24 protein-coding genes are annotated in these 24,317 nt (G+C 71.1%); 14 read left to right on the top strand and 10 right to left on the bottom strand.

The genetic code is table 11. The annotated features are described in order from the left end of the window. The first annotated feature begins 21 nt into the window (after positions 1-21). The 9 genes from OHB00_RS11230 to OHB00_RS11190 all read left to right on the top strand — a co-directional run bounded on the left by OHB00_RS11230 (position 22) and on the right by OHB00_RS11190 (position 8,078). The gene (locus OHB00_RS11230; RefSeq protein ID WP_406433785.1) at positions 22-996 is read left to right on the top strand and encodes a glycosyltransferase family 2 protein; all 975 of its coding nucleotides are present in this window, start codon (positions 22-24) and stop codon (positions 994-996) included. Then, positions 996-1,415: a GtrA family protein gene (locus OHB00_RS11225; RefSeq protein ID WP_406433783.1), complete on the top strand. Its 420-nt coding sequence runs from the start codon at positions 996-998 to the stop codon at positions 1,413-1,415. The genes OHB00_RS11230 and OHB00_RS11225 overlap by 1 nt, the downstream gene beginning before the upstream one ends. A gap of 345 nt (positions 1,416-1,760) precedes the next feature. After that, a complete protein-coding gene (gene argC, locus OHB00_RS11220) occupies positions 1,761-2,789 on the top strand; it encodes an N-acetyl-gamma-glutamyl-phosphate reductase (protein WP_406433781.1) in 1,029 nt (342 codons plus the stop codon). Beyond that, on the top strand, positions 2,786-3,961 hold the full coding sequence (argJ, locus tag OHB00_RS11215) for a bifunctional glutamate N-acetyltransferase/amino-acid acetyltransferase ArgJ (RefSeq protein ID WP_406433779.1): 1,176 nt from the start codon (positions 2,786-2,788) through the stop codon (positions 3,959-3,961). The genes argC and argJ overlap by 4 nt, the downstream gene beginning before the upstream one ends. Next, complete coding sequence (gene argB, locus OHB00_RS11210) at positions 3,958-4,860, top strand: acetylglutamate kinase (RefSeq protein ID WP_406433777.1); 903 nt, start codon at positions 3,958-3,960, stop codon at positions 4,858-4,860. Before argJ ends, argB begins: the two co-directional genes overlap by 4 nt. Continuing rightward, complete coding sequence (locus OHB00_RS11205; RefSeq protein ID WP_406433776.1) at positions 4,857-6,053, top strand: acetylornithine transaminase; 1,197 nt, start codon at positions 4,857-4,859, stop codon at positions 6,051-6,053. The genes argB and OHB00_RS11205 overlap by 4 nt, the downstream gene beginning before the upstream one ends. Before the next feature lie 7 nt (positions 6,054-6,060). Then, positions 6,061-6,606, top strand: a complete 546-nt coding sequence (locus OHB00_RS11200; protein WP_406433774.1) for an arginine repressor — start codon at positions 6,061-6,063, stop codon at positions 6,604-6,606. Positions 6,607-6,745: 139 nt separating this feature from the next. Next, positions 6,746-7,333 (top strand): RNA polymerase sigma factor, encoded by a 588-nt coding sequence (locus tag OHB00_RS11195; RefSeq protein ID WP_406433772.1) that lies wholly within the window; start codon positions 6,746-6,748, stop codon positions 7,331-7,333. Continuing rightward, positions 7,323-8,078: a zf-HC2 domain-containing protein gene (locus OHB00_RS11190; protein WP_406433770.1), complete on the top strand. Its 756-nt coding sequence runs from the start codon at positions 7,323-7,325 to the stop codon at positions 8,076-8,078. The genes OHB00_RS11195 and OHB00_RS11190 overlap by 11 nt, the downstream gene beginning before the upstream one ends. A gap of 103 nt (positions 8,079-8,181) precedes the next feature. Here OHB00_RS11190 and OHB00_RS11185 read toward each other — a convergent pair whose 3' ends face one another. The 7 genes from OHB00_RS11185 to OHB00_RS11155 form a co-directional block, all read right to left on the bottom strand. After that, on the bottom strand, positions 8,182-9,996 hold the full coding sequence (locus OHB00_RS11185; protein WP_406433768.1) for an ABC transporter ATP-binding protein: 1,815 nt from the start codon (positions 9,994-9,996) through the stop codon (positions 8,182-8,184). Positions 9,997-10,076: 80 nt separating this feature from the next. Next, on the bottom strand, positions 10,077-10,265 hold the full coding sequence (locus tag OHB00_RS11180; RefSeq protein WP_406433766.1) for a hypothetical protein: 189 nt from the start codon (positions 10,263-10,265) through the stop codon (positions 10,077-10,079). 259 nt (positions 10,266-10,524) lie between these two features. Further along, positions 10,525-11,265, bottom strand: a complete 741-nt coding sequence (locus OHB00_RS11175; RefSeq protein ID WP_406445725.1) for an FAD:protein FMN transferase — start codon at positions 11,263-11,265, stop codon at positions 10,525-10,527. Between the two features lie 55 nt (positions 11,266-11,320). After that, positions 11,321-12,133 carry an FMN-binding protein gene (locus tag OHB00_RS11170; protein ID WP_406433764.1) on the bottom strand — a complete coding sequence of 271 codons (813 nt, stop codon included), beginning with the start codon at positions 12,131-12,133 and terminating at the stop codon, positions 11,321-11,323. 46 nt (positions 12,134-12,179) lie between these two features. Beyond that, positions 12,180-13,562, bottom strand: coding sequence for a ferric reductase-like transmembrane domain-containing protein (locus OHB00_RS11165; RefSeq protein WP_406433762.1), 1,383 nt, complete (start codon positions 13,560-13,562; stop codon positions 12,180-12,182). A 59-nt stretch (positions 13,563-13,621) separates the two neighbouring features. Continuing rightward, entirely contained in the window at positions 13,622-14,143 is a 522-nt protein-coding gene (locus OHB00_RS11160; RefSeq protein ID WP_406433760.1) for an FMN-binding protein, read from the bottom strand. A 10-nt stretch (positions 14,144-14,153) separates the two neighbouring features. Beyond that, positions 14,154-15,509, bottom strand: coding sequence for a ferric reductase-like transmembrane domain-containing protein (locus OHB00_RS11155; protein ID WP_406433758.1), 1,356 nt, complete (start codon positions 15,507-15,509; stop codon positions 14,154-14,156). A gap of 150 nt (positions 15,510-15,659) precedes the next feature. Between OHB00_RS11155 and OHB00_RS11150 the strand changes: the two genes are divergently transcribed. Together OHB00_RS11150 and OHB00_RS11145 are read left to right on the top strand one after the other, a co-directional pair. After that, a complete protein-coding gene (locus OHB00_RS11150; RefSeq protein ID WP_406445723.1) occupies positions 15,660-16,400 on the top strand; it encodes a response regulator transcription factor in 741 nt (246 codons plus the stop codon). After that, entirely contained in the window at positions 16,397-17,890 is a 1,494-nt protein-coding gene (locus OHB00_RS11145; RefSeq protein ID WP_406433756.1) for a sensor histidine kinase, read from the top strand. Before OHB00_RS11150 ends, OHB00_RS11145 begins: the two co-directional genes overlap by 4 nt. Before the next feature lie 104 nt (positions 17,891-17,994). Here the strand turns inward: OHB00_RS11145 and OHB00_RS11140 are convergent, their stop codons facing one another. The 3 genes from OHB00_RS11140 to OHB00_RS11130 all read right to left on the bottom strand — a co-directional run bounded on the left by OHB00_RS11140 (position 17,995) and on the right by OHB00_RS11130 (position 20,279). Continuing rightward, on the bottom strand, positions 17,995-18,699 hold the full coding sequence (locus OHB00_RS11140; RefSeq protein WP_406433754.1) for a L,D-transpeptidase: 705 nt from the start codon (positions 18,697-18,699) through the stop codon (positions 17,995-17,997). Positions 18,700-18,702: 3 nt separating this feature from the next. Beyond that, complete coding sequence (locus OHB00_RS11135; RefSeq protein WP_406433752.1) at positions 18,703-19,290, bottom strand: pyridoxamine 5'-phosphate oxidase family protein; 588 nt, start codon at positions 19,288-19,290, stop codon at positions 18,703-18,705. 119 nt (positions 19,291-19,409) lie between these two features. After that, on the bottom strand, positions 19,410-20,279 hold the full coding sequence (locus OHB00_RS11130) for a hypothetical protein (RefSeq protein WP_406433750.1): 870 nt from the start codon (positions 20,277-20,279) through the stop codon (positions 19,410-19,412). Positions 20,280-20,468: 189 nt separating this feature from the next. Here OHB00_RS11130 and OHB00_RS11125 point away from each other — a divergent pair, with 189 nt between their 5' ends. The 3 genes from OHB00_RS11125 to OHB00_RS11115 all read left to right on the top strand — a co-directional run bounded on the left by OHB00_RS11125 (position 20,469) and on the right by OHB00_RS11115 (position 24,299). Then, positions 20,469-21,668, top strand: a complete 1,200-nt coding sequence (locus OHB00_RS11125; RefSeq protein WP_406433748.1) for an argininosuccinate synthase — start codon at positions 20,469-20,471, stop codon at positions 21,666-21,668. Between the two features lie 25 nt (positions 21,669-21,693). Beyond that, positions 21,694-23,121, top strand: coding sequence for an argininosuccinate lyase (argH, locus tag OHB00_RS11120; RefSeq protein ID WP_406433746.1), 1,428 nt, complete (start codon positions 21,694-21,696; stop codon positions 23,119-23,121). A 206-nt stretch (positions 23,122-23,327) separates the two neighbouring features. Further along, the gene (locus OHB00_RS11115) at positions 23,328-24,299 is read left to right on the top strand and encodes an aldo/keto reductase (RefSeq protein WP_406433744.1); all 972 of its coding nucleotides are present in this window, start codon (positions 23,328-23,330) and stop codon (positions 24,297-24,299) included. Positions 24,300-24,317 lie beyond the last annotated feature (18 nt).

Genomic DNA, 24,317 nt, shown 5'->3' with positions numbered 1-24,317 from the left:
CGTCCCCAGGGGGAAGAACCCATGCTGATATCGATCGTCGCGCCCTGTTACAACGAGGAAGAGGTCATAGATCGCTTCCACGAGCAGATCCAGAAAATCGCCAACGAACTCCTGCCGCTCGGCCACGACATGGAGTTCGTGTACGTCGACGACGGCAGCCGCGACCGCACGCTGACCCTCCTCAGCCGGATCGCCGACCGCGACTCGCGCGTCCGGTACGTCTCCTTCAGCCGCAACTTCGGCAAGGAGGCGGCCCTGCTGGCGGGGCTGAAGCACGCCACCGGCGACGCCGTGATCGTCATGGACGCCGACCTCCAGCACCCGCCGGAACTCATCAAGCGGATGGTCGAACTGCGCGGCGAGGGCTACGACCAGGTCATCGCCAAGCGAACCCGGCAGGGCGACCGCTTCACCCGCACCCTCACCGCCCGCCTCTACTACCGGCTCATCAACCAGATGGTCGACGTCGAACTCGTGGACGGCGTGGGCGACTTCCGGCTGATGTCGCGCCGGGTGGTGGACGCGATCGTGAACCTCACCGAGTACAACCGGTTCTCCAAGGGCCTGTTCGCCTGGGTCGGTTTCCCCAGCACCACCTTCGAGTACGAGAACGCGGTGCGCGAACACGGCAGCAGCTCCTGGTCGTTCCGCAGCCTGCTCAACTACGGCCTCGACGGGCTGCTCTCCTTCAACAACCGCCCGCTGCGCGCCGCGCTCTACCTCGGCCTGACCCTGCTGGCCCTCGCCGGCGCGTACACGGCCTGGATCGTGGGCGCGGCGATGGTCCACGGCGTCCAGACGCCCGGCTATGTCACCATCATTACAGCCGTCACCGCCCTGGCCGGCGTGCAGATGATCATGCTCGGGGTCATCGGCGAGTACACCGGCCGGATCTACTACGAGGTCAAGGGGCGCCCGCACTTCCTGGTGAAGGCGACGAACGTGGACCGAACGGAAGACCGCACCCGCGGCACGACGAAGGACCTCATCCCCTGATGCCGAACGCCACCCTGTCGACCGCCACCGGACCGACCCGCCCGATATCCGGGCAGATCATCACCTTCGCCGTGGTGGGTGTCGTCAACACGGCGACGTACTACGGTCTCTACCTGCTTTTTCTGATGTATTTGCCGTACCTGGCCGCGCATGTTCTCGCGTTTTTCCTGAGCATGATCGGCTCCTTTTTTCTCAATGCGAAGTTCACTTACCGGACGCGTCCCACCTGGCGGAAATTCCTGCTGTTCCCGCTGACCAACGCGACGAATTTCGTGATCACCACGGTGGGGGTCTACGTGATCGTCGACATGCTGCACGTGGGGAGCACCTTCGCTCCGCTGATGGCGTCGGCGGCGGCGATTCCGGTCACCTTCGTGGTGTCGCGATGGGTCATGCTGCCGAAGGTGGAGGCGGCGTAGGCAGCAGCTGTACGAGCGGGATCCGGGCGCCCATGCCGGGAGCGCCGGCGAGGGCCACGACGAACGGCAGCGCGGCGGTCGAGGCGGTGGTCACGGGCCCGAGGCGCAGCGCGAAGCACTCCCCGGCTCCAGTCGCTCCCGCGGAACATCGTCCAGCGTTACCAGGGTCATGTCCGCCACTCCCGTCCTCGTGGTACCGGCGAGCCGGTTTCCCCCGCCGGGCATCCTTTCGGCGAGGACGTTCTCCGTTGCCGCCTCGCGGGCGTGATCGGGCCGGTACGTGAGGGGCGTATTGCATAAAAGTGCAGGCAACCGTATAGTCATGCCATCCAGAGGAGGATGGACATGGTGGTACGTGCGGCGGTGGCCGGAGCGAGCGGGTACGCGGGCGGAGAGGTCCTGCGGCTGCTCCTCGCGCATCCCGAGGTCGAGATCGGCACCCTGACCGGCAACTCCAACGCGGGTCAGCGCCTGGGCGCGCTCCAGCCGCACCTGCTGCCGCTGGCCGACCGCGTGCTGGCGGAGACGACCGCCGACGCGCTCGCCGGGCACGACGTCGTCTTCCTCGCGCTCCCGCACGGGCAGTCCGCCGCCGTCGCCGAGCAGCTCGGCCCGGACGTCCTCGTCGTCGACATGGGCGCCGACTTCCGCCTCGTCGACCCGGCCGACTGGGAGCGCTTCTACGGCTCCCCGCACGCCGGTACCTGGCCCTACGGCCTCCCCGAACTTCCGGGTGCCCGTGCCGCGCTGGAGGGGTCCAAGCGCATCGCGGTACCCGGTTGCTACCCCACCGCCGTCTCCCTCGCCCTGTACCCGGCCTACGCCGCCCAGATCGCCGAGGCCGAGGCGGTGATCGTCGCCGCGTCCGGTACCTCCGGCGCCGGCAAGGCGCCCAAGCCGCACCTGCTGGGCAGCGAGGTCATGGGCTCCATGACGCCGTACGGCGTCGGCGGCGGCCACCGGCACACCCCCGAGATGATCCAGAACCTCAGCGCGGTGGCGGGGGAGCGGATCGCCGTCTCCTTCACGCCGACGCTCGCGCCGATGCCGCGCGGGATCCTCGCCACGTGCAGTGCCTCGGCGAAGAGCGGGGTCACGGCGGAATCCGTCCGGGCCGCCTACGAGAAGGCCTACGCCGACGAGCCCTTCGTCCACCTGCTCCCCGAGGGCCAGTGGCCCGCCACGGCGTCCGTCCACGGTTCCAACGCCGTTCAGGTGCAGGTCGCGTACGACGAGGCCGTCGGCCGCATCATCGCGATCAGCGCCATCGACAACCTGACCAAGGGCACTGCCGGCGGTGCCGTCCAGAGCATGAACCTCGCCCTGGGTCTCGCCGAGACCACCGGGCTGACCACGATCGGAGTTGCGCCGTGAGCGTGACGGCAGCGAAGGGATTCACGGCCGCGGGCATCGCCGCCGGGATCAAGGAGAACGGCAACCCGGACCTGGCCCTCGTGGTCAACAACGGGCCGCGCCGTGCCGCCGCGGGCGTCTTCACCTCCAACCGCGTCAAGGCCGCGCCGGTGCTGTGGTCCGAGCAGGTCCTCAAGAGCGGCCAGGTCTCGGCCGTCGTCCTCAACTCGGGCGGTGCCAACGCCTGTACGGGCCCCAAGGGCTTCCAGGACACCCATGCGACGGCGGAGAAGGCCGCCGAGGTGCTGGGGCGCGGTGCCATCGAGGTCGCGGTCTGCTCGACGGGCCTGATCGGCGTGCTGCTGCCCATGGACAAGCTGCTGCCCGGCGTCGAGACCGCCGCCGCCCAGCTCTCCGAGCACGGCGGCGAGAAGGCCGCCATCGCCATCAAGACCACCGACACCGTGCACAAGACGTCCGTGGTGACGGGGGGGTCCCCCCGGACGGAGGCTGGGGGAGGCTGGACCGTCGGCGGGATGGCGAAGGGCGCCGGCATGCTCGCGCCCGGCCTCGCCACCATGCTGGTCGTCCTCACCACGGACGCGGCCGTCGAGAGCGAGGTCCTCGACAAGGCGCTGCGGGCCGCGACGCGGACGACCTTCGACCGCGTCGACTCCGACGGCTGCATGTCCACCAACGACACCGTGCTGCTGCTCGCCTCCGGCGCGGCCGGCGTCACCCCGGAGTACGACGAGTTCGCCGAGGCCGTCCGCGCCGTCTGCGACGACCTCGGGCAGCAGCTGATCCGGGACGCCGAGGGCGCCAGCAAGGACATCAAGGTGGAAGTGGTCAACGCCGCCTCCGAGGACGACGCCGTGGAGGTGGGCCGCTCCATCGCCCGCAACAACCTCCTCAAGTGCGCCATCCACGGCGAGGACCCCAACTGGGGCCGCGTCCTCTCCGCGATCGGCACCACCAAGGCCGCCTTCGATCCCGACCAGCTGAACGTCGCCATCAACGGCGTCTGGGTCTGCAAGAACGGGGGGGTCGGCGAGGACCGCGAGAAGGTCGACATGCGCTACCGCGAGGTGCACATCGTCGCCGACCTCGCAGCGGGCACCGAGACCGCCACGATCTGGACCAACGACCTGACCGCCGACTACGTCCACGAGAACAGCGCCTACTCGTCATGAGCACCACGCGTAAGCACACCGCGCTGCCCAAGGCGCAGATCCTCATCGAGGCGCTGCCCTGGCTGGTCCGTCACAACGGCAGGACCGTCGTGATCAAGTTCGGCGGCAACGCCATGATCGACGAAGAGCTGAAGGCCGCCTTCGCCAAGGACGTCGTCTTCCTGCACCACGCCGGCCTCAGACCGGTCGTCGTGCACGGCGGCGGCCCGCAGATCAGCGCCGCCCTCGACAAGCACGGCATCGTCAGCGAGTTCAAGGCCGGACTCCGGGTCACCACCGAGGACGCCATGGACGTCGTACGGATGGTGCTCGCCGGGCAGGTCCAGCGCGAGCTGGTCAACCTGCTCAACCAGCACGGGCCGCTCGCCGTCGGACTGACCGGCGAGGACGCGCACACCATCACCGCGACCAAGCACCGGCCCGAGATCGACGGCGAACTCGTCGACATCGGGCGGGTCGGCGAGATCACCGCGATCGACACGGGCGCGATCAAGGCCCTGCTCGCCGACGGACGGATCCCGGTCGTCTCCTCCATCGCCCGCTCCGAGGACGACGGACATGTCTACAACGTCAATGCTGATACGGCGGCTGCGGCACTCGCTGCTGCGCTGGGCGCCGAAACCCTCATGGTCCTCACCGACGTCGAGGGCCTCTACGAGGACTGGCCGAACTCCGACGAGGTGATCAGCCGCCTCACCGCGTCCCAGCTGGAGAAGCTGCTGCCGGAGCTGAGCTCCGGGATGGTGCCGAAGATGGAGGGCTGTCTGCACGCCGTGCGCAACGGCGTCACCACTGCCCGGGTCATCGACGGCCGGGTCCAGCACTCGATCCTGCTGGAGATCTTCACGGACGAAGGCATCGGCACGATGGTCGTGCCGGACCAGGAGGGGGAGTCATGAGCAACCAGGAACTGACCGCGCGGTGGCAGGGCGCGCTCATGAACAACTACGGCACCCCGCGGCTGCCCCTGGTGCGCGGCGAGGGCGTCAAGGTCTGGGACACCGAGGACCGGCAGTACCACGACTTCGTCGGCGGTATCGCCACCAACGCGCTCGGCCACGCCCACCCCGCGATCGTCGAGGCCGTGAGCAAGCAGATCGCGTCCCTCGGGCACATCTCCAACTTCTTCATGGCCGAGCCCACCGTCACCCTCGCGGAACGGCTGATCCAGCTCTTCGGCCGGGAGGGCCGGGTCTTCTTCTGCAACTCCGGTGCCGAGGCCAACGAGGCCGCCTTCAAGATCGGCCGGCTCACCGGGCGGACCCACATGGTCGCCACCGACGGTGGCTTCCACGGCCGGACGATGGGCGCCCTCGCGCTCACCGGACAGCCCGCCAAGCAGGACCCCTTCCGCCCGCTGCCCGCCGACGTCACCCACGTGCCCTACGGCGACGCGCAGGCGCTGGCCGCCGCGGTCACCGAGGACACCGCCCTGGTCGTCATCGAGCCCGTCCAGGGCGAGAACGGCGTGGTCGTCCCCCCGGCCGGCTACCTCAAGGCGGCCCGCGCGATCACCGCCGCCACCGGCGCACTGCTCGTCCTCGACGAGGTGCAGACCGGCATCGGCCGCACCGGCACCTGGTTCGAGTACCAGGCCCACGAGGGCGTGCTGCCCGATGTCGTCACCCTCGCCAAGCAGCTCGGCGGCGGGCTGCCGCTGGGCGCGACCGTGGCCTTCGGCCGCGCCGCCGACCTGCTCCAGCCCGGTCACCACGGCACCACCTTCGGCGGCAACCCGGTCGCCTGCGCCGCCGGCCTCGCCGTCCTCGACACCATCGAGAACGAGGGGTTGCTGGAGAACGTCAAGCGGCAGAGCGAGAGGTTGCGGGACGGAATCGAGGGTCTCGGGCACGGGTTGATCGATTATGTCCGGGGCGCGGGTCTCCTCCTGGGTATCGTGCTCACCGAGCCGCTGGCAGCGCAGGTGCAGCAGGCGGCTCAGGAGGCCGGGTTCCTGGTGAACGCGCCCGTCCCGGACGTCGTACGGCTGATGCCGCCGCTGAACCTCCGCGACGCCGAGGCGGACGCGCTGCTCGGGGCTCTGCCCGGCATCCTCGACGCAGCGAGCGGGGACGGACGATCCGGAGAATGAGACGACGATGAGTCAGGCGCAGGAGTTCGACCAGTCGGGCGGAGCGGGGCCGGCGGTGCCGCAGACCCGGACCGCCCGGCACCGCCGGATCGTGGACATCCTCAACCGGCAGCCGGTGCGCTCGCAGAGCCAGCTCGCGAAACTGCTGTCCGACGACGGGCTCACGGTCACCCAGGCGACGCTCTCCCGGGATCTCGACGAGCTGAACGCCGTGAAGATCCGCAACACCGACGGCGAGCTGATCTACGCGGTGCCCAGCGAGGGCGGATTCCGTACGCCCCGGGCGCCGCTCGGGGAGTCGGCGAAGGAGGAGCGGATGCGCCGCCTCTCCCAGGAACTCCTGATCTCGGCGGAGGCCTCGGCGAACCTGGTCGTCCTGCGCACCCCGCCCGGCGCGGCCCAGTTCCTCGCCTCGGCGATCGACCAGGCGGAGCTGCACGACATCCTGGGGACCATCGCCGGGGACGACACGCTGCTGCTCATCAGCCGGGAGCCGACCGGCGGCCAGGCACTCGCGGACCACCTGCTGCGGCTCGCCCAGAACGGCCACTGACGGTCCCGGAAGAGCCGCCGGGGCCGCTGACCCGCGTGCGGTGCCCGGCCCGGCGGCGGACAATGGCGGTGTGATCTTCCGCGGCGAGCGGTCAGGCGGGCGGGCAATCCCCTGGCGGCCGTCGAACGTACACAGGGGTGTGTCGGGATTCAGGTTCCCCGTCGGCCGCCTCCCGGACGAGGCTCTGCTGTCCGGGCTGGCCACCGGAGATCCGGAGCTCGCCGAGATCTTCGTACGGCGGTTCCAGCACCGGGTCTTCGGGGTCGCCATGGCCGTCACCGGGGACCAGCAGCTCGCCGAGGACGTCGCCCAGCAGACGTTCGAACGCGCCTGGCGGCATGCCCAGATCTACGACTCGCGCCGCGGCTCGGTCGGGACCTGGCTGACGACCATCGCGCACAACCTCGCCGTCGACGCCGTCCGCGCCCGGCGGACCGAACCGATGGCACCCGAGGACCTCGACCCTCTCCTCGACGCCGTCACCGAGACCCCCGAGCGGTGGGCGCTCGCCGACGAGGCCTCCACCCAGCTCCGGGCCGCGCTGGCCCGGCTGCCCCGGGAACAGGCCCGGGCCCTGATGATGGCCGGCATCTACGGCATGACGGCCCAGCAGATCGCCGACGCGGAGCGGATCCCGCTGGGCACGGCCAAGACGCGGATCAGAGCGGCGATGGCGAAACTCCGCACCGCGCTCGCGTCCCCGAAGGGAGGCGACCATGTCCGGTGACGCGCACTGCGAGAAGCTGCGCGAGGTCGGCGCCGAACTGGCGCTGGGGGTGCTGCCCGGCCGCGAGCGGGCCGAGGCGGTCGCCCACCTGGACGGGTGCGCGGACTGCCGGGAGTACGTACGCCGGCTCACCGGGATCGGTGACCGGCTGATCGGCCTGCTGCCGGAGAGCGACCCGCCGCCCGGCTTCGAGACCCGGGTGGCGCGCAGCCTGGCCGAGCAGTCGGCGGGGCCGCAGGGGGCCCGGACCGCCCGTGCCGCCCAGGTCAGGCGCAGCCGCGTCCGGCGTGTCCGGCTGCGGCTCGCGGCGGCGGCCGCCACCCTCGCCGTCGCGGTCGGCTTCGCCGGCTGGGCGATCGGCAGCGCCGTCGAGGGTGCCGTCACCGCCTCCTCGTCGCCCACCGTCGAGTCCGAGCCCGTCCTGGTCGGGGACATGATCCCGGCCGGCGGCGGGCGGCCCGTCGGCGAGGTCTACGCCCACCCCGGCAGCCCCGCCTGGATCTTCGTCTCCGTCGCCCTCACCGGCACCCCCTACAACGGCAGGGTCACCTGCCTCCTCGCGCGCGCCGACGGCACGACCACACGGGTCGGCGACTTCCCGCTGCGTGGCGGCCACGGCAACTGGGGCGTGGCGGTCCCGGTCGACCTCACCAAGTACTCCGCCGCCCGACTGGCCTCGCCCGACGGCACCGTCCTCGCCGCCGCCCAGTTGCAGAAGGCCAAGGTGGTCGAGCCGGAGACGTGACCACGCCGTGACCACGCGCCACGGCCCGGGGAGAGCGGGACCGCCTCCGTACGGCCGTCGTTTCCGCGCGTGGGGGCCGGAGACGGGACCTGGCCCGCGGGGCTCATGACAGCACCGCACCCGCGTTCAGCCGGTGCAGCCGGGCGTACGCTCCCTCGCGCCCGAGCAGGTCCGCGTGGGTGCCGTCCTCGACGACCCGACCGTGGTCGAGCACCACGATCCGGGTGGCGTCACGGACGGTCAGCAGGTTGTGGGAGATCACGACGGTCGTCCGCCCGGCCATCAGCCGGTGCAACGGATCCATGATCCGCCGGCCCGACCGGGCGTCGAGCCCGGCCGTCGGTTCGTCGAGCAGGAGCACCGGCGCGTCCCGGATCATCGCCCGCGCGATCGCCAGCCGCTGGCACTGACCGCCGGAGAGCGTCCGGCCGCGCTGGCCGACGAGCGTGTCGTAGCCCTCCGGGAGCCGCTCGACGAACTCGTGCGCGTCCGCCGCACGCGCCGCCGCGACGATCTCCGCCTCCGTGGCCGCCGGCCGGCCGTAGGCGATGTTCTCCCGCACGGTGCCGTGGAAGACGAGGGTCTCCTGCAGCACCACCGCAACACTCTCCCGTACGGCGGAAAGGGTGAGTTCGCGCACGTCCGTCCCGTCCAGGCGGACCGCGCCCCGGTCGGGGTCGTAGAACCGCAACTGCAGTTTCGCGAGCGTGGACTTGCCCGCCCCGCTCGCCCCGACCAGCGCCAGTGTCTCCCCGGGCGCCACATGGAACGAGACGTCCGACAGCGCCCAGTCCGCTGTACCGGGATAGCGGAACCACACCCTGTCGAACTCCACGTCACCGCGCGCCCGGCGGATCCGCCGCGCCCCCGGCGCCTCCGTCACCTGGGGCCGCTGGTCCAGCAGTTCGATGATCCGCTCGGCCGAGGCGGAGGCCGCGTAGAAGGTGGTGCCGAGCCCGGACAGGCCGTGGACGGGGCCGTACAGCTTGCCGATCAGCGCGAGGAACACCAGGAGCCCGCCGAGCGTGAGCTGGCCTTGGGCCAGCTTCCAGGTGCCGAGGCCCAGCACCGCGAGCCCGCCTGCCACCTCGATGGTCTCCACGACGGGTCCGTAGACGCCACGGATCCGCGCCGAGGCCATCGCCGCCCGGAACCTGCCGAGGTTCTCCCGCTCGAACCGGTGCGCCTCCCAGCCCTGCCGGTTGTACGCCTGCACCAGTACGACATTGCCGAGCGACTCCTCCGCGATCGCGCTGAGCGTGCCGCTGCGGCGCCTGCGCTCCCGGGACGCCTCCTTGATCAGCCGTGCGAAGCGCCGGGCGCAGCCCCAGAACATCGGCACGACGAGGAGGGAGAGCAGGGTCAGGTCCCAACGCAGGTAGAAGAGCAGACCGAGGAAGACGCCGAGCCGGATCAGGTAGTACAGGGCGTCAGCCACGCCCGACAGCATGAACGTCTCCACCGCGTCGACGTCGCCGGTGACCCTGGACAGCACGTCCCCGAGCCGCCGGCGCTCGAAGAAGCCGAGCGACAGCCCCTGGACGTGCCGGAACACGTCGGAGCGGAGCCCGAGCAGGAAGTGTTCGCCGACCCAGGTGGACGTCACGTCATCGGCGAAGCGGAGCGCGCCGGAACAGACGACGAGGCCGAGGTAGGCCGGTGCGATCCACAGGAACGGGCGTAGGTCGCGGGGGACCAGCACGTCGTCGACGACGATCTTGAAGAGCCAGAGTTCGGCCGCGTCGACGGCGGGTGCGGTCAGACTCAGCAGGACGACGGGTACGAGCCAGCGGCGGCCACCGCGGGTGTACGGCCAGAACCGCCGGAACACCTCACGCGGGGCGACCTGGGGCGCGGCCGCGACCACGTCGTCGGAGGTGACGCCGGTCGACAGCAGACGCCGTAGGAGGTGCGTCATGTCGGGAGTCCCTCGTCAACCAGCGGCGACGCGGACCGGCGCAGCCCAGGTCGCCGGTCCGCTCGCCCTTCCCTCCGCGGTCAGTAGCCGCCGTGGCCGTGACGGTCGCCGTGATCGTCGCGGTCGCCGTGGAAGAAGTCGTCGCGGTCGTGGTCGTGGTCGTGACCGTGACGGTCTCCATGCCGGTCGCCGTGCCCCTCGTCGCCGTGGCCGTGGCCGTGGCCATGGTCGCGGTGCATCGCGGGCAACAGATTGCTGAAGATGGCCATGGTGTTCCTCCCGAAACTTGCCTTACAGGGGGTACGGCCGAAGGGGGAGGATGGATGGCGTTTCACGCCAGGAATCGGAAAATCTTCGCGGCGGTGTTCGGCAGTCGTTCGGCTGCGGGCCGGTGGGGGCAGGTCGCGCAGTTCCCCGCGTCCCTGTGGGACGCGCTGCCCAGCCGTCTCTCTGTATAGCCGCGGGCAGTCGTGCCGCTGGGGCCCCCTCTGAGGGAGGCACCCTGCCGGCGCGGTGAGCGCCCCCGCCTCAGCCCAGACGCGCGGCCAGCCCCCCGGTGCACCGCACCTCGTCCCCCGCGGTGATCAGCAGCCCCTCCACGTCCGGCAGGGACTCCAGCCACGCCAACCCGGCGCGCGACCCCATCGCGAACGCCGCCGTGGCCCAGCAGTCCACCCACGTCAGCCGCGGCCCCACCACCGTCACCGCCACCAGATCCGTCACCGCCGACTTCCCGGTCCGCGGATCGACGATATGGGCGCCCCGCTCCGCCGTCCCCGACGTCGCCACCGCCAGTTCGCCCACCCCCGCGGCCGAGATCACCGCCGCCAGCCCACCCGGCCGCAACGGATCGGCGATCCCCACCCGCCAGGCGCGCGTCGGCTCGGGTGTGCCGAACATCTGGACGTCGCCGCCGCCGTTCACACTCACCCCGCTCACCCCGGCCACCCGCCTGAGCGACCGTGCCGCCCGTTCGACGGACCAGCCCTTGACGATTCCGGTGGGATCGAGCCGCCCCCGGTAGCGCGTGCTGAACCAGCCGTCGCTCACCCGCTCCGCCTCGGCCGCCAGCTCCAGCACCTCGGCCACCTCGGGATCGCACTCGGCGACGCCGATCTCCTCCCGCGCCAGCCGGGACACCTGACTGTCCTCGCGGTAGGTGCTGAACACCTCGTCGACCCGGTGCAGCCCGACGACCGCCTCGTCGAGGGCCGCCCGTACGGCAGCCGGGTCCTCGCCGCGGACGTCGAAGGAGAAGACGGTCCCCATGACCTCCTCCGCGTGACGCACCGCGGCGGGAGCCTCCGCGGACTCCGCCACCGCCTCAGCCACCGGCCTGGTCCAGCGCCGACTGCAGGGACTGCTTGTAGCCGGTGCTGGTGTAGGTGGCCCCGGAGACGGAGTCGATGTTCGCGCTCCCGGCCGCCACCGCCTCCTGGTTGAGCTTCGGGACGGAGAGCGCCGTCTTCTGGTCGCTGGTGCCGCCGCTGGGCGCCTGCACCGCCTCCGCCTTGGTGATCTTCCCGCCGGAGACGGTGATCCGGACCTGGACCGGCCCGTACTGAGTCTGCGCCACCTGCCCGGTCACCGTCTTGGCCTGCGCCTGCGCGGACCCGGACGACGAGGACGAACCCGACGAGGACGACCCCGACGAAGCAGAGCCCGACGACGAGGACGCGCTCGCCGCCTTCAGCTTGTCCAGTGCCGACTGCAGCGACTGCTTGTAGCCGGTGCTCGTGTAGGTGGCCCCGGAGACGGAGTCGATGTTCGCGCTCTGCGCCGCCACCGTCTCCTTGTTGAGCTGCGGCACCGACAGCGCGGTCTTCTGGTCGCTGGTGCCGCCCTTGGGCGCCTGGATCGCCTGGGCCTGGGTGATCTTCCCGTTGGCGACGGTCAGCCGGACCTGGACGACCCCGTACTGCGTCTGGGTCGCGTCCCCGTCCACCGTCGTGGCCCCGGCGGCCCCGGTGCCGCCCTGCGGCGACTCCTGTCCGGCCGCCGCGGCCGACGGCGCCGCGCCGGCCGCCGACGCGGACGCCGGGTCCGACGACGGCTTCAGCGACAGCAGCAGCACGACACCGGACACGGTCGCCGCGGTGGCCAGCACCACACGCCTGATGGGGTGAGTCTTCCTCATCGTTCCCGAACTCCCGATTCCCTGGATTCCCGTGGGGTCCCGTCGCTCACATCTCGAACGACTCGTGATGGATGCGGCGGGCGGGAACCCCCGCGCCGCGCAGTGCTTCGTACACGCCCTGCGCGAACCCGGGCGGGCCGCACATGAAGACGTCGTGGTTGTCGATGTCCGGGATCTTCCGCTGGAGGTTCTCCGCGGAGATGTCCGGCCGCTCGCCGTCCGGGCTGTTGACCGCGTACATCAGCCGCGCCCCGCGCTCGTTGGCGATCTTCGCGAGTTCGTCCCAGAGGGCCAGGTCGTGCGTGGTGTTGGCCCGGTAGAGCAGGGTCAGGTCGCCGGCGGCGCCGGGCAGCGTCTCGAACAGCGCCCGCATGGGCGTGATCCCGACGCCGCCCGCCACCAGCAGGACCTTGCCGCGGCTGCGCCGGGACGCGGTCATCGCCCCGTACGGCCCTTCGGCCCACACCTTGGTCCCGGGCCGTAGTTCGCGCAGCCGCGCGCTGTGGTCGCCGATCGCCTTGACGGTGATCCGCAACATGTCGGGGCGAGGAGCCGCCGACAGGGAGTACGGGTGCGAGCTGAACCGCATTCCGGGCGCCAGGAACCGCCAGCGGAAGAACTGGCCGGCCTCCGCGCCCATCCGGTGCAGCTTGCGCCCGCCGATCAGCACCGACACGATGCCCGGCGTCTCCTCGATGACCGCCTCGACCCGCATGCGGTGCCGCAGGTTGAGCCGGATCGGGGTGAGGATCCGGTACCAGACCACCAGCGCGGTGACCGCGCCGTACAGCCCGTACCAGAACGTCTTGGCCATCGGGGTGAGGGCGAAGTCGTTGCCGGTGGTGATCTGGTGCCAGAAGGTCAGGAACACCGCCGCGTACGTGAGCAGGTGCACGTGGTACCAGGTGTCGTACGGCATCCTGCGCCGCACCGGGCCGATCGAGGTCAGGCCGATGACGACGAACAGGCCGGTCCCGATGGCGGCCTTGCCCATGTCGGGGAGCTGGTTCACGGAGTCGATGGTCTGCTGGACGATGTCGTTCAGCGTCTTGCCGGCCTGCAGCGCGTAGCCCCACATGATGAGGAAGACGTGCGCGAAGACCAGGCAGAGCGTGTACCGGCCGCTCATCGCGTGCCAGCGGGCGACGCGGTCGGAGCCCACCCGCCGCTCCAGCGCGGGCACCCGGGCCATCTGGAGCACCACGAGGGCCATCAGGTAGCCGGCCAGCAGACCGGTGATCCGGCCCGCGTTGAGGATCTTGCCGTTCTGGTCGGCGATGGACGGCGTGTTGTGCCACCACAGCCACAGCACGGCCGCCGCGCCCGCCCATACGGCGAGCAGCAGCGGGACTGCCGGGGAGCGGCGCGGGCGGATGCGGCGCATCGTCTGTCGGCGGGCGGCACGTCCGCCTGCGAGCGTGGTGGTCACGGTTCCTCCGTAGGGAATTGACCCTTGGCCCACAGATACGTGCCGTACTGCCCGAGTGTTCAGAGACCCGCGGAGTCCAGTGCCGACTGGAGTGACTGCTGGTAACCCTCGCTGGTGTAGGTGGCCCCGGAGACCGTGTCGATGCTCGCGCTCTGCGCCGCCAGCGCCTCGCTGCGCAGCTGCGGGATGGCGTAGCTGTTGATCTGCTGGTCCCGCGGGTTCTCCGTCGGGTACTGCACCGCCGTGACGTCGGTGATCTTGCCGTTCTTGATGGTCACCTTCACCTGGACGGGGCCCCAGCGGGTCTGGACGGTGTCCCCGGTGACGGTCTTGGTGCCGGTGCTGCTGCTCCCGGACTTGCTGGAGCCGCTGGAGCCGCTGGTGCTGCCGGAGCCGCTTGAGCCGCTGGTCGTGCCCGGCGAGGCACTCGCGCTCGCCGAGGGGGCGGGGGCCGCCGAGTCGGTGATCACCGTCGGGGCGGTGTGCGGCTTCAGCGCCAGCAGCATCACTATCCCGGAGACGGTCGCGGCGCTCGCCAGCATGACCCGGCGCAGGGGGCGGTTCTTGTTCAGTGCGTGCACGGCAGGGGCCTCACAGCTCGAAGGACTCGTGGTGGATACGGCGATCGGGCACCCCGGCGGCGCGCAGCGCCCCGTACAGCTCCTGGGCGAAGCCGTGCGGACCGCAGATGTACACGTCATAACCGGCGAGGCCCGGGAAGGTCGCCCGCAGCGACTGTGCGGTCAGGGCGGGGCGCTCACCCTGCGCACCGTTGAGGGCGTACAGCACCTGGGCCCCGCGCCAGCGTGCGATCGCCTCCAGCTCGCTGCCCAGCGCCAGGTCCTCGGCGGTCCGCGCCCGGTAGAGCAGCGTGACCTCGCCGGGCAGGGTCTCGAAGAGTGCCCGCAGCGGAGTGACGCCGACACCGGCCGCGATCAGCAGAGTCCGGTGGCTGCTCGCCCGGTCCGCGGTGAGGGCGCCGTACGGGCCCTCCGCCCACACCCGGGTGCCCGGGCGGAGCAGCGCCACCGCCGTGCTGTGGTCGCCCAGCGCCTTGACGGTGATCCGCAGCAGGTCGCCACGCGGCGGCGCCGACAGGGAGTACGGGGTCGACGTCCAGCCCATGCCGTCACCGCCGAAGAACCGCCACCGGAAGAACTGCCCGGCCTGCGCGCCCAGTTCGCCGATCCGCCGGCCCTGGACGACGACCGAGTACACGCCCGGCGCCTCCTTCTGCACCGAGTGCACCCGCAGCCGGTGCCGCAGGTTGAGCCGCACGGGCGCCAGGATCCGGAACCACAGCACCAGCGCCGCTACCCCCAGGTACAGCGCGTACCAGAAGGCGGTGGCGACCGGCTTGCCGTTGAAGTCGTTGCCCAGCGTCAGCTGGTGGAAGAAGGCGAGGAAGACGGCCGCGTAGGTGAGCAGGTGGACGTAGTACCAGAACTCGTAGCTGGTACGGCGGCGCGCCGCGCGCATCGAGGTGATGCCGACGGCGAAGAGGATCACCGTGCCGGCGGTCGCCTTGAGCATGTCGGGGTAGTCCAGGACGACGTTCAGCGTCTCGTGGACGATCGAGGCGTGGTCCTGGGCCGCGTACCCGGTGAGGATCAGCACGATGTGCGCGACCAGCAGGCAGACCGTGTACCGGCCGGCCATCGCGTGCCAGCGGGCGACCCGGTCCGAACCGACCCGCACCTCCAGCAGCGGCACCCGGGCCATCAGGCCGACGAGCACCGCGCAGGAGTACCCGCACAGCAGACCGGCGATCCGCCCGGCCCCGGTCAGCCAGCCCGCCGCACCCACGACGGAGCCGGTGTCCGACCACCACAGCAGGACCACGGCCGCCGCACCGGCCCACAGCAGGGCGAGCACGGCGCCCGCGGGGGAGCGGCGCGTGGCCACGGGCACGGCGGGGGCCGTACGCCGTTCGTCCACGGTCGTCATGAGTCGTGTCCTCTCTCCGGTCAGGACGCCACTGTGCAACCCGAACTTCTGAGCACCTTCTGAACCGGGACCGTCTGAGCCGGCTCAGAGGAAACTCAGAGCCCCCAGGGCCACTCCTCGCTCCCGGGAGGAGGGATGCTGGTAGACGCGATGAACACGACCCGCTCCGGCCGCCCCGCCCTCACCCGACCCGACGGCACCCCGCTCCGCGTCCTCGTCGTCGACGACGACCCCGACCTCGCGGAGGTCCTCACCGGTGCCCTGCGCTACGAGGGCTGGGAGGTCCGGGCGGCCGGCGACGGCGCAAGCGCGCTGGCCGCGGCCCGGGAGCTGATGCCGGACGCGGTGGTCCTGGACGTGATGCTCCCGGACACCGACGGCTTCGCCGTGCTCCGCTCGCTGCACCAGGTCAAGCCGGACGTCTGTGTGCTCTTCCTCACGGCCCGGGACACCGTCGAGGACCGTATCGCCGGCATCACCGCGGGCGGCGACGACTACGTGACCAAGCCCTTCAGCCTGGAGGAGGTGGTCGCCCGGCTGCGCGGACTGCTGCGCCGCGCCGGCATGGCCCGCCAGCAGGAGGACGGTCCCCGGCTGGTCGTCGGCGACCTGACCATGGACGAGGAGGCCCGCGAGGTGACCCGGGCCGGCGAGCTGATCGAGCTCTCCCCGACCGAGTTCGAGCTCCTGCGCTTCCTGATGCGCAACCCGCGCCGCGTCCTCAGCAAGGCACAGATACTGGACCGGGTGTGGTCGTACGACTTCGGCGGCCGCGCCCACGTCGTCGAGCTGTACATCTCCTACCTGCGCAAGAAGGTGGACGCGGGCCGGGAGCCCATGATCCACACGGTCCGCGGCGCCGGTTACGTCCTCAAACCGGTGACCAAATGAACCTGCTACGACGGCTCCGGCACCTGCTCCGCCACCCGCCCCGCCTCCGCACCCTCCGAGCCCGCCTCACCGCGGGCCTGGTGGTGCTGCTCGCGGTGAGCTGCGCGGCGGTGGGTGTGGCGGCCGTGGTGGAACTGGACGGCTTCCTCACCGGGCGCCTGGACCAGCAGCTCCAGCAGACCGGTCCGAGCTTCCCGCAGTCCCTGGAACACGGGAAGTACAAGCCCAGCGACCGGGACGGCGACGAGCACGGCGACACCCGCCGCCAGGCGGCCGGCACCTTCGGCGCCCGCCTGCTGAAGGGCCAGGTCACCAACGCGGCCCTGATCCCCGCCGGAGCCGACCCGGACCTGACCGTCGCCCTCACGGCCCGGGACCGCGCGGCTCTCGCCGAACTGCCGGTGGACGGCCGCGGTCACACGGTCCACCTCGCCTCGATCGGTGACTACCGGCTGCTGGCCTGGCCGGGCCGTGACGGCGACGTCCTGATCACCGGCCTGTCCCTGGAACCGGTACGCGCCACCGTCCACCGCCTGGAACTGGTCGCCGCCGCCGTCTTCGGCCTCGCCCTCGCCGCGGCCGGGGTGGCCGGCGCCCTCTGGGTCCGCTGGTCCCTGCGCCCGCTGAGCCGCGTCGCGGACACGGCCACCCGGGTCAGCGAACTCCCGCTCGCCAGCGGCGAGGTGGCCCTGCCGCCCCGCGCCCCCGAGTCCGACCCCCGCAGCGAGGTCGGCCGGATGGCCACCGCCTTCAACCGCATGCTGGGCCACGTCGAGGACGCGCTCACCAAACGCCACGCCAGTGAGGAACGCCTGCGCACCTTCGCGGCCGACGCCAGCCACGAACTGCGCACGCCGGTCGCCTCGGTCCGCGGCCACGCGGAACTGGCACTGTTCCACCCGGGCCCGGTGCCCCCCGAGATCACCCGCGCTCTGGAGCGCATCGCCGCCGAGTCCTCCCGCATGGGCGAGATGGTCGACGACCTCCTCCTCCTGGCCCGCCTGGACGCCGGCCGCCCCCTGGAGAGCCACCCGGTCGACCTCACCCACCTGATCCTGGACGCGGTCACGGACGCCCGCGCCGCGGGCCCCGGCCACCGCTGGACCCTGGACCTCCCCGAGGAACCGGTGACGGTGACCGGTGACACCCACCGCCTCCAACAGGTGTTGGCCAACCTGTTGGCCAACGCGCGTTTGCACACACCTGTCGGCGCGAAGGTGACCGTGACACTGGAGACGGACGGCGCCGAGGCGGTTCTCCAGGTGCACGACGACGGCCCCGGCGTTCCACCGGACATCCAGCCCGGCGTCTTCGAACGCTTCACCCGAGCCGAACACCGCCGCCGCGCGGACGCGCCCGGTGGGGGAGCGGGGCTGGGCCTGTCGATCGTGGCGGCGGTGGTGGAGGCACATGGGGGGACGGTGACCTTGGAGAGCACTCCAGGGTCAACGACGTTCACTGTGCGGCTCCGGGTGGGGTCACCCACCTAGGGGCGCGGGGCTGTACCGATGTGCGGCTCCGCCGCGTGGGCGCGACCAGCCACACACAACCGGCACCCGTCAGCGCACCCGCACCCCTACGGCGCAACGCAACCTCAATACCGGGCGAGAGCCGTATCCCCGCCCACCGTCCCCATGGCGATATGCGGCGCCTTCTTCGGATCCGCCCACTGCAGAATCCGCCGCATCGCGTCCTCCGGCACCGAAACACACCCCGCCGTAGCCCCCGCCCCGTTGACATGCAGAAAGATCCCGGCCCCCCGCCCCCGAACCGGCTTGTCGTAGTTGAACCCGATCACCAGCGCATACCCGTACTGCGTCCCGTACGACGACAGCTTCTCCGACTCCGCTGCCCGGCAGTCGCCCGGCAGCGGCTCCACCCACCGGTTGTAGGACGCCGAGTCGTTGTCCTGGCACCACCACGCGTCCGCCGTCACCGGCCGGTACTCCACCGTGGTCCCCGCCGGCGCCGCCTGGATACCGAACCCGAACGGCAGGTCGTACAGCCCCGTCGGCGTCGTGTTCGTACCCTGCTGCCGCTTGACCCCCTCGACCAGCCCCTTCGCCCCGAAGCGGGCATCGGCCGACCCCACCTTCACCCACGCCCCGTCCCGCCGCTCCCACCAGGTCAGGGTCCCCGACGTCGAGTTCAGCGCCGGCGCCTCCACGGTGATCAGCTGGGTGCCGCCCCCCGTGTCGGCCATGCTCGCGGGCAGCGGCCCGGCGTCCCCGCCCCCCGGTGCCGCGCCGAGCAGCAGGAGGGACGCGGACACAAGGGTGACGACGACGCCTGGACGCATGGCTCAGACGGTAGACGGAGGCAGCGGCAACGGCAGCCCGGGTAGGCCGTCCAGGCTCACCGCGATGTGCTCCTTCTTCTCGAAGTACGCGCTCAGCGAGGCGTCGTCCTCGCGCGCGAAGCGCTTCCCGTGCAGCTCGCGATCGGCCTCGTACGCCATATGGGGGACCGCGTAACCGCAACTGTCCCGGACGAGTTCGGCGTGCACGACGATGATCGCGCGCAGGCCGTGCCGGGCCGGGTCGATGGCCGGGAAACGGGAGAGAAGGTCCGTGAAGCGCGGGTCGTCACGGAAGACCGCCTCGCCGCGGCCGTGCACCCGCACGATGTTCGGCGGGCCCTGGAACGCGCACCACATCAGGGTGATGCGGCCGTTCTCCCGCAGATGGGCGATGGTCTCGGCGTTGGAACCGGCGAAGTCCAGGTAGGCCAGGGTCAGTTCGTCGAGTACGGCGAAGGAGCCCCGGAGGCCCTTGGGGGAGAGGTTGACCGTGCCGTCGCCCGCGAGCGGGGCGGTGGCGGTGAAGAACAGGGGCTGTTCCTCGATGAACGTGCGGAGCCTGCCGTCGATGCGCTCGTAGGTCTTTCCCATACCTGGGAATTATCGGCGCACTTACTTCGCACGTCTAAGAAGTTCCGCGATCCGGACAGGACCCACTGCGGCCGCCCCGGCCGGCGCTGTACACGGGGCGGCCACAGCTGCCTGTCACGTCACTTGGTGAGCGTGCAGGCGGCCAGGGAGTCGAGGCCGGTCGGCTTGGTCGACGTCCGGCCGATCGCGATGGCGATCCGGTCGATGGTCGACTTCCGCTTGTCCGCCAGCGGGCCGAGGATCGCGTTCTGCACGAAGTTCGGGCCACCCTGGCCGACCGTGGTCTGGAGCCGGTTGTTGGCCTCCTGGATCTGCGTCTGGAGCAGGGTGAGGTTGCGGTCGACCTCCGCCTGCGCGGACGCGGGGATCGCCGGGAGCTGGGAGGCGACGTCCGGGCAGGTGATGGTGCCCACCGCGCTGCTGCTCGTGGTGCCGGTGCTGCCCGTGGACTGCTGCTGGGTCGCGGCCGTGCTCGGCGTGGCCGCGGCCGAGGCGGTGCCCGTCGCCGTACCGCCGCCCGTGTTCGTGGCGGTCCCGCTCGCGTTCAGGGTGCACGGTGCCAGCGAGTCCAGGCCGGTCGGCTTGGCGGCCGTACGGCCGATCGCGGTCGCGATCCGGTTGATGGTCGCCACGCGCTTGTCCTTGAGGGGACCGAGGATCGCGTTGTTCACGAAGTTCGGCCCGCCCTGACCCACCGTGTCGACCAGCCGCTTGTTGGCCTCCTGGATCTGTGTCTGCAGGAGCGTGAGGTTGCGGGTGACCTCGGCCTGGGCGGAGGCGGGGATCGCCGGGAGCTTCGAGGCGACGTCCGGGCAGGTGATCGTGCCGGGCGAGGCGGCGAGGGTGCGCGCGTTGCTCGTGCCGCTGCTCTTGTCGGGCGTACCGGCGAGGGCCGAACCGGCGATGACCGCGCCGGACAGAGCCACGGCGGCGGCACCGCCGATGAGCGCGACACGACGCTTGTTGTACTTCGGAAGAGCCCTGGACATGCGGATGCCTCACTTGGGTCAGAGGTGGGTTTACAAACGCGGCGCCAGCGTTCAGGGATGGGTACGGGCAAGCGGTTTCGTTTGTTCAAACCTTTTTCACATCCGTCCGACGAACCTGGTCGGATTGACGAATCATGCAGTGCTCTGCATACTCATGCATAGCAAGCGGATGTACGGGAGGAGGGACCCATGACCGAGCGCGTCGTACTCGCCTACTCCGGCGGGCTGGACACCTCCGTCGCCATCGGCTGGATCGCCGAGGAGACGGGCGCCGAGGTCATCGCCGTCGCGGTGGACGTCGGCCAGGGCGGAGAGAACCTGGACGTCATCCGCAAGCGCGCGTTGGCCTGCGGCGCGGTCGAGGCGGAGGTCGCCGACGCCAGGGACGAGTTCGCCGACGAGTACTGCCTCCCGGCCATCAAGGCCAACGCCCTCTACATGGACCGCTACCCGCTGGTCTCCGCCCTCTCCCGCCCGGCCATCGTCAAGCACCTGGTCGCCGCCGCCCGCAAGCACGGCGCCACGACGGTCGCCCACGGCTGCACCGGCAAGGGCAACGACCAGGTCCGCTTCGAGGCCGGCATCGTCGCCCTCGCCCCCGACCTGACCTGCATCGCCCCGGTCCGCGACTACGCGATGACCCGCGACAGGGCCATCGCCTTCTGCGAGGCGAAGAACCTCCCGATCGCGACCACCAAGAAGTCCCCGTACTCCATCGACCAGAACGTCTTCGGCCGCGCCGTCGAGACCGGCTTCCTGGAAGACATCTGGAACGGCCCGATCGAGGACATCTACGAGTACACCCAGAACCCGGCCACTGCGCGCGAGGCCGACGAGGTGGTCATCACCTTCGAGGCGGGCGTTCCGGTCGCGATCGACGGCAAGCCGGTCACCGTGCTCCAGGCGATCCAGGAACTGAACCGGCGCGCGGGCGGCCAGGGCGTCGGCCGCATCGACATGGTCGAGGACCGTCTCGTCGGCATCAAGTCCCGCGAGGTGTACGAGGCCCCCGGCGCGATCGCGCTCATCACCGCCCACCAGGAGCTGGAGAACGTCACCGTCGAACGCGAACTCGCCCGCTACAAGCGGCAGGTGGAGCAGCGCTGGGGCGAACTCGTCTACGACGGCCAGTGGTTCTCCCCGCTCAAGCGAGCCCTCGACGGCTTCGTCAACGAGGCGAACCAGCACGTCACCGGCGACATCCGGATGACCCTGCACGGCGGTCGCGCGGTCGTGACGGGCCGGCGCTCGGAGTCGTCCCTGTACGACTTCAACCTCGCGACGTACGACACTGGTGACACTTTCGACCAGGCCGCGGCCAAGGGCTTCATCGACATCTACAGTCTGTCGTCGAAGATCGCCGCCAAGCGTGACCTGGCACAGGACTGACCAACCCTCTCTAGGAGCAACGCAAGTGAGCAGCAACAGCGGTGACGTACGGCTCTGGGGCGGACGGTTCGCCGACGGTCCCGCCGAGGCCCTGGCGAAACTGTCCGCGTCCGTCCACTTCGACTGGCGGCTCGCGCCCTACGACATCGCCGGTTCGCGTGCCCACGCGCGCGTGCTGCACAAGGCGGGCCTGCTCACCGAGGACGAACTCCAGCGCATGATCGCCGGCCTGGACCAGCTCGAAGCCGACGTCACCGACGGCTCCTTCGTGGGCACGATCGCCGACGAGGACGTCCACACCGCGCTGGAGCGCGGCCTCCTGGAGCGCCTCGGCCCCGACCTCGGCGGCAAGCTGCGCGCCGGCCGGTCCCGCAACGACCAGGTGGCGACCCTCTTCCGGATGTACCTGCGGGACCACGCCCGCACCATCGGCGGCCTGATCGCCGACCTCCAGGACGCCCTGATCGGCCTCGCCGAGGCCCACCCGGACGTCGCGATGCCCGGCCGCACCCACCTCCAGCACGCCCAGCCGGTCCTCTTCGCCCACCACGTCCTGGCCCACGTCCAGTCCCTGTCCCGGGATGCCGAGCGGCTGCGCCAGTGGGACGAGCGCACGGCGGTCTCCCCGTACGGCTCCGGAGCCCTCGCCGGCTCCTCCCTCGGCCTGGACCCGGAGGCGGTCGCCGCCGACCTCGGCTTCGAGCACGGCAGCGTCGGCAACTCCATCGACGGCACGGCCTCCCGCGACTTCGTGGCGGAGTTCGCCTTCATCACCGCGATGATCGGTGTGAACCTCTCCCGCATCGCGGAGGAGGTCATCATCTGGAACACGAAGGAGTTCTCCTTCGTGACCCTGCACGACGCGTTCTCCACGGGTTCGTCGATCATGCCCCAGAAGAAGAACCCCGACATCGCGGAGCTGGCCCGCGGCAAGTCCGGGCGCCTGATCGGCAACCTCACCGGTCTCATGGCCACCCTCAAGGCGCTGCCCCTCGCCTACAACCGCGACCTCCAGGAGGACAAGGAGCCGGTCTTCGACTCCTGCGACCAGCTGGAGGTCCTGCTCCCGGCCTTCACCGGCATGATGGCCACCCTCACCGTCAACCGCGAGCGCATGGAGGAACTGGCCCCGGCCGGCTTCTCCCTCGCCACCGACATCGCGGAGTGGCTGGTCAAGCAGGGCGTACCGTTCCGTGTCGCCCACGAGGTGGCCGGCGAGTGCGTCAAGGCGGCGGAGGCCGAGGACAAGGAACTCGACGAGCTGACCGACGACCAGTTCGCCAAGATCTCCGCCCACCTGACCCCCGAGGTACGCACGGTCCTCAACGTCCCGGGCGCCCTCGCCTCCCGCAACGGCCGCGGCGGCACGGCCCCGAGCGCGGTGGCGATCCAGCTGGCGGAGGTCAAGGCGGACGTGGCCGTGCAGCACGCGTGGGCCGACGCGAAGAAGTAGGACTCCTCCAGCGCCCCGGGGGACAGCGCCCCGCCAGGGGCGCGGGGCTGTGTCCGATGTGCGGCTGCCGCCGCGTGGGCGCGATCAACCACGACCCACCCGCGCTCGCGAACGCACCGCACCACCCGAGCTGAACGGCGAACCAGAGGTCATCGCGGGTTACGTTGGTCGACAGCCCAACGGAGCCGACCGAAACGGAGCCCGCGATGCCCTTCGCCCGACTGGCAACAGCAACAACCCCCACCTGCCACATCGGCCTCGGCCTCGCCGCAGTCGGCCGCCCCGGCTACATCAACCTCGGCCGTGAAGCCGACCTCGGCACCGATCGCAGCGTAGCTGCGCTCCGCACCCGTACCCACGAACTCCTTGACGCCGCCTACGCCCAGGGCGTCCGCTACTTCGACGTGGCCCGCTCCTACGGCCGCAGCGAGGAGTTCCTGGCCGACTGGCTGACCGCCCACCCCGGCATCGACGACGTCGTCGTCGGAAGCAAGTGGGGCTACACCTACACGGCCGGCTGGTCGGCGGAGGCCGAGACCCACGAGGTCAAGGACCACAGCGTCCAGACGTACGACCGCCAGCGCGCCGAGACCGCCGAGCTGCTCGGCGACCGCCTCGACCTCTACCAGATCCACTCGGTGACCCCGGACAGCCCCGCCCTCACCGACAAGGAACTCCACGCCCGCCTCGCCGAAGCGGCGGCCGGCGGCATCACCATCGGCTTCTCCACCAGCGGCCCCGCGCAGGCGGACGCCATCCGCGCCGCCCTCGCCGTCAGGGTCGACGGCGAGCCCCTCTTCCGTACCGTCCAGTCGACGTACAACGCCCTGGAGACCTCGGCGGGCCCCGCCCTCGCCGAGGCGCACGACGCCGGACTCACGGTGATCGTGAAGGAGGGCATGGCCAACGGCCGTCTGGCCGCCCCGCACGCCCCCGACGCCGTGCGGACCGTGGCCGAGGAGACCGGTCTGGGCTGCGACGCCGTCGCCCTCGCGGTCGTACTCCGCCAGCCCTGGGCCGGGGTCGTCCTCTCCGGCGCGGCCACGATCGGCCAGCTCGCCTCCAACCTGCATGCGGCCGTGGTCGACCTCGACGCGGACCAGCTGACCCGCCTCGCCACCCTGGTCGAGGACCCGCGCGCCTACTGGGAGCGGCGCGGCAGCCTGCCCTGGCACTGATGCGGGACCACCTCCGAC

The sequence above is a fragment of the Streptomyces sp. NBC_00631 genome, from assembly GCF_045206895.1.
Classification (GTDB): Bacteria; Actinomycetota; Actinomycetes; order Streptomycetales; family Streptomycetaceae; genus Streptomyces.
The sequence above is the reverse complement of the archived record's forward strand: the minus strand, read 5'-3'. Positions and strand labels throughout refer to the sequence as shown.

What these genes read in the sequence shown, in the direction of transcription:
- OHB00_RS11185 (WP_406433768.1), bottom strand. Translation starts at nt 9,996, where the DNA reads ATGACGCACCTCCTACGGCGTCTGCTGTCGACCGGCGTCACCTCCGAC.
- OHB00_RS11125 (WP_406433748.1), top strand. Translation starts at nt 20,469, where the DNA reads ATGACCGAGCGCGTCGTACTCGCCTACTCCGGCGGGCTGGACACCTCC.
- OHB00_RS11140 (WP_406433754.1), bottom strand. Translation starts at nt 18,699, where the DNA reads ATGCGTCCAGGCGTCGTCGTCACCCTTGTGTCCGCGTCCCTCCTGCTG.
- OHB00_RS11130 (WP_406433750.1), bottom strand. Translation starts at nt 20,279, where the DNA reads ATGTCCAGGGCTCTTCCGAAGTACAACAAGCGTCGTGTCGCGCTCATC.
- OHB00_RS11115 (WP_406433744.1), top strand. Translation starts at nt 23,328, where the DNA reads ATGCCCTTCGCCCGACTGGCAACAGCAACAACCCCCACCTGCCACATC.
- OHB00_RS11180 (WP_406433766.1), bottom strand. Translation starts at nt 10,265, where the DNA reads ATGGCCATCTTCAGCAATCTGTTGCCCGCGATGCACCGCGACCATGGC.
- OHB00_RS11205 (WP_406433776.1), top strand. Translation starts at nt 4,857, where the DNA reads ATGAGCAACCAGGAACTGACCGCGCGGTGGCAGGGCGCGCTCATGAAC.
- OHB00_RS11155 (WP_406433758.1), bottom strand. Translation starts at nt 15,509, where the DNA reads ATGACGACCGTGGACGAACGGCGTACGGCCCCCGCCGTGCCCGTGGCC.
- OHB00_RS11135 (WP_406433752.1), bottom strand. Translation starts at nt 19,290, where the DNA reads ATGGGAAAGACCTACGAGCGCATCGACGGCAGGCTCCGCACGTTCATC.
- OHB00_RS11190 (WP_406433770.1), top strand. Translation starts at nt 7,323, where the DNA reads ATGTCCGGTGACGCGCACTGCGAGAAGCTGCGCGAGGTCGGCGCCGAA.
- OHB00_RS11170 (WP_406433764.1), bottom strand. Translation starts at nt 12,133, where the DNA reads ATGAGGAAGACTCACCCCATCAGGCGTGTGGTGCTGGCCACCGCGGCG.
- OHB00_RS11225 (WP_406433783.1), top strand. Translation starts at nt 996, where the DNA reads ATGCCGAACGCCACCCTGTCGACCGCCACCGGACCGACCCGCCCGATA.
- OHB00_RS11200 (WP_406433774.1), top strand. Translation starts at nt 6,061, where the DNA reads ATGAGTCAGGCGCAGGAGTTCGACCAGTCGGGCGGAGCGGGGCCGGCG.
- OHB00_RS11150 (WP_406445723.1), top strand. Translation starts at nt 15,660, where the DNA reads ATGAACACGACCCGCTCCGGCCGCCCCGCCCTCACCCGACCCGACGGC.
- argB (WP_406433777.1), top strand. Translation starts at nt 3,958, where the DNA reads ATGAGCACCACGCGTAAGCACACCGCGCTGCCCAAGGCGCAGATCCTC.
- argC (WP_406433781.1), top strand. Translation starts at nt 1,761, where the DNA reads ATGGTGGTACGTGCGGCGGTGGCCGGAGCGAGCGGGTACGCGGGCGGA.
- OHB00_RS11175 (WP_406445725.1), bottom strand. Translation starts at nt 11,265, where the DNA reads ATGGGGACCGTCTTCTCCTTCGACGTCCGCGGCGAGGACCCGGCTGCC.
- OHB00_RS11230 (WP_406433785.1), top strand. Translation starts at nt 22, where the DNA reads ATGCTGATATCGATCGTCGCGCCCTGTTACAACGAGGAAGAGGTCATA.
- OHB00_RS11145 (WP_406433756.1), top strand. Translation starts at nt 16,397, where the DNA reads ATGAACCTGCTACGACGGCTCCGGCACCTGCTCCGCCACCCGCCCCGC.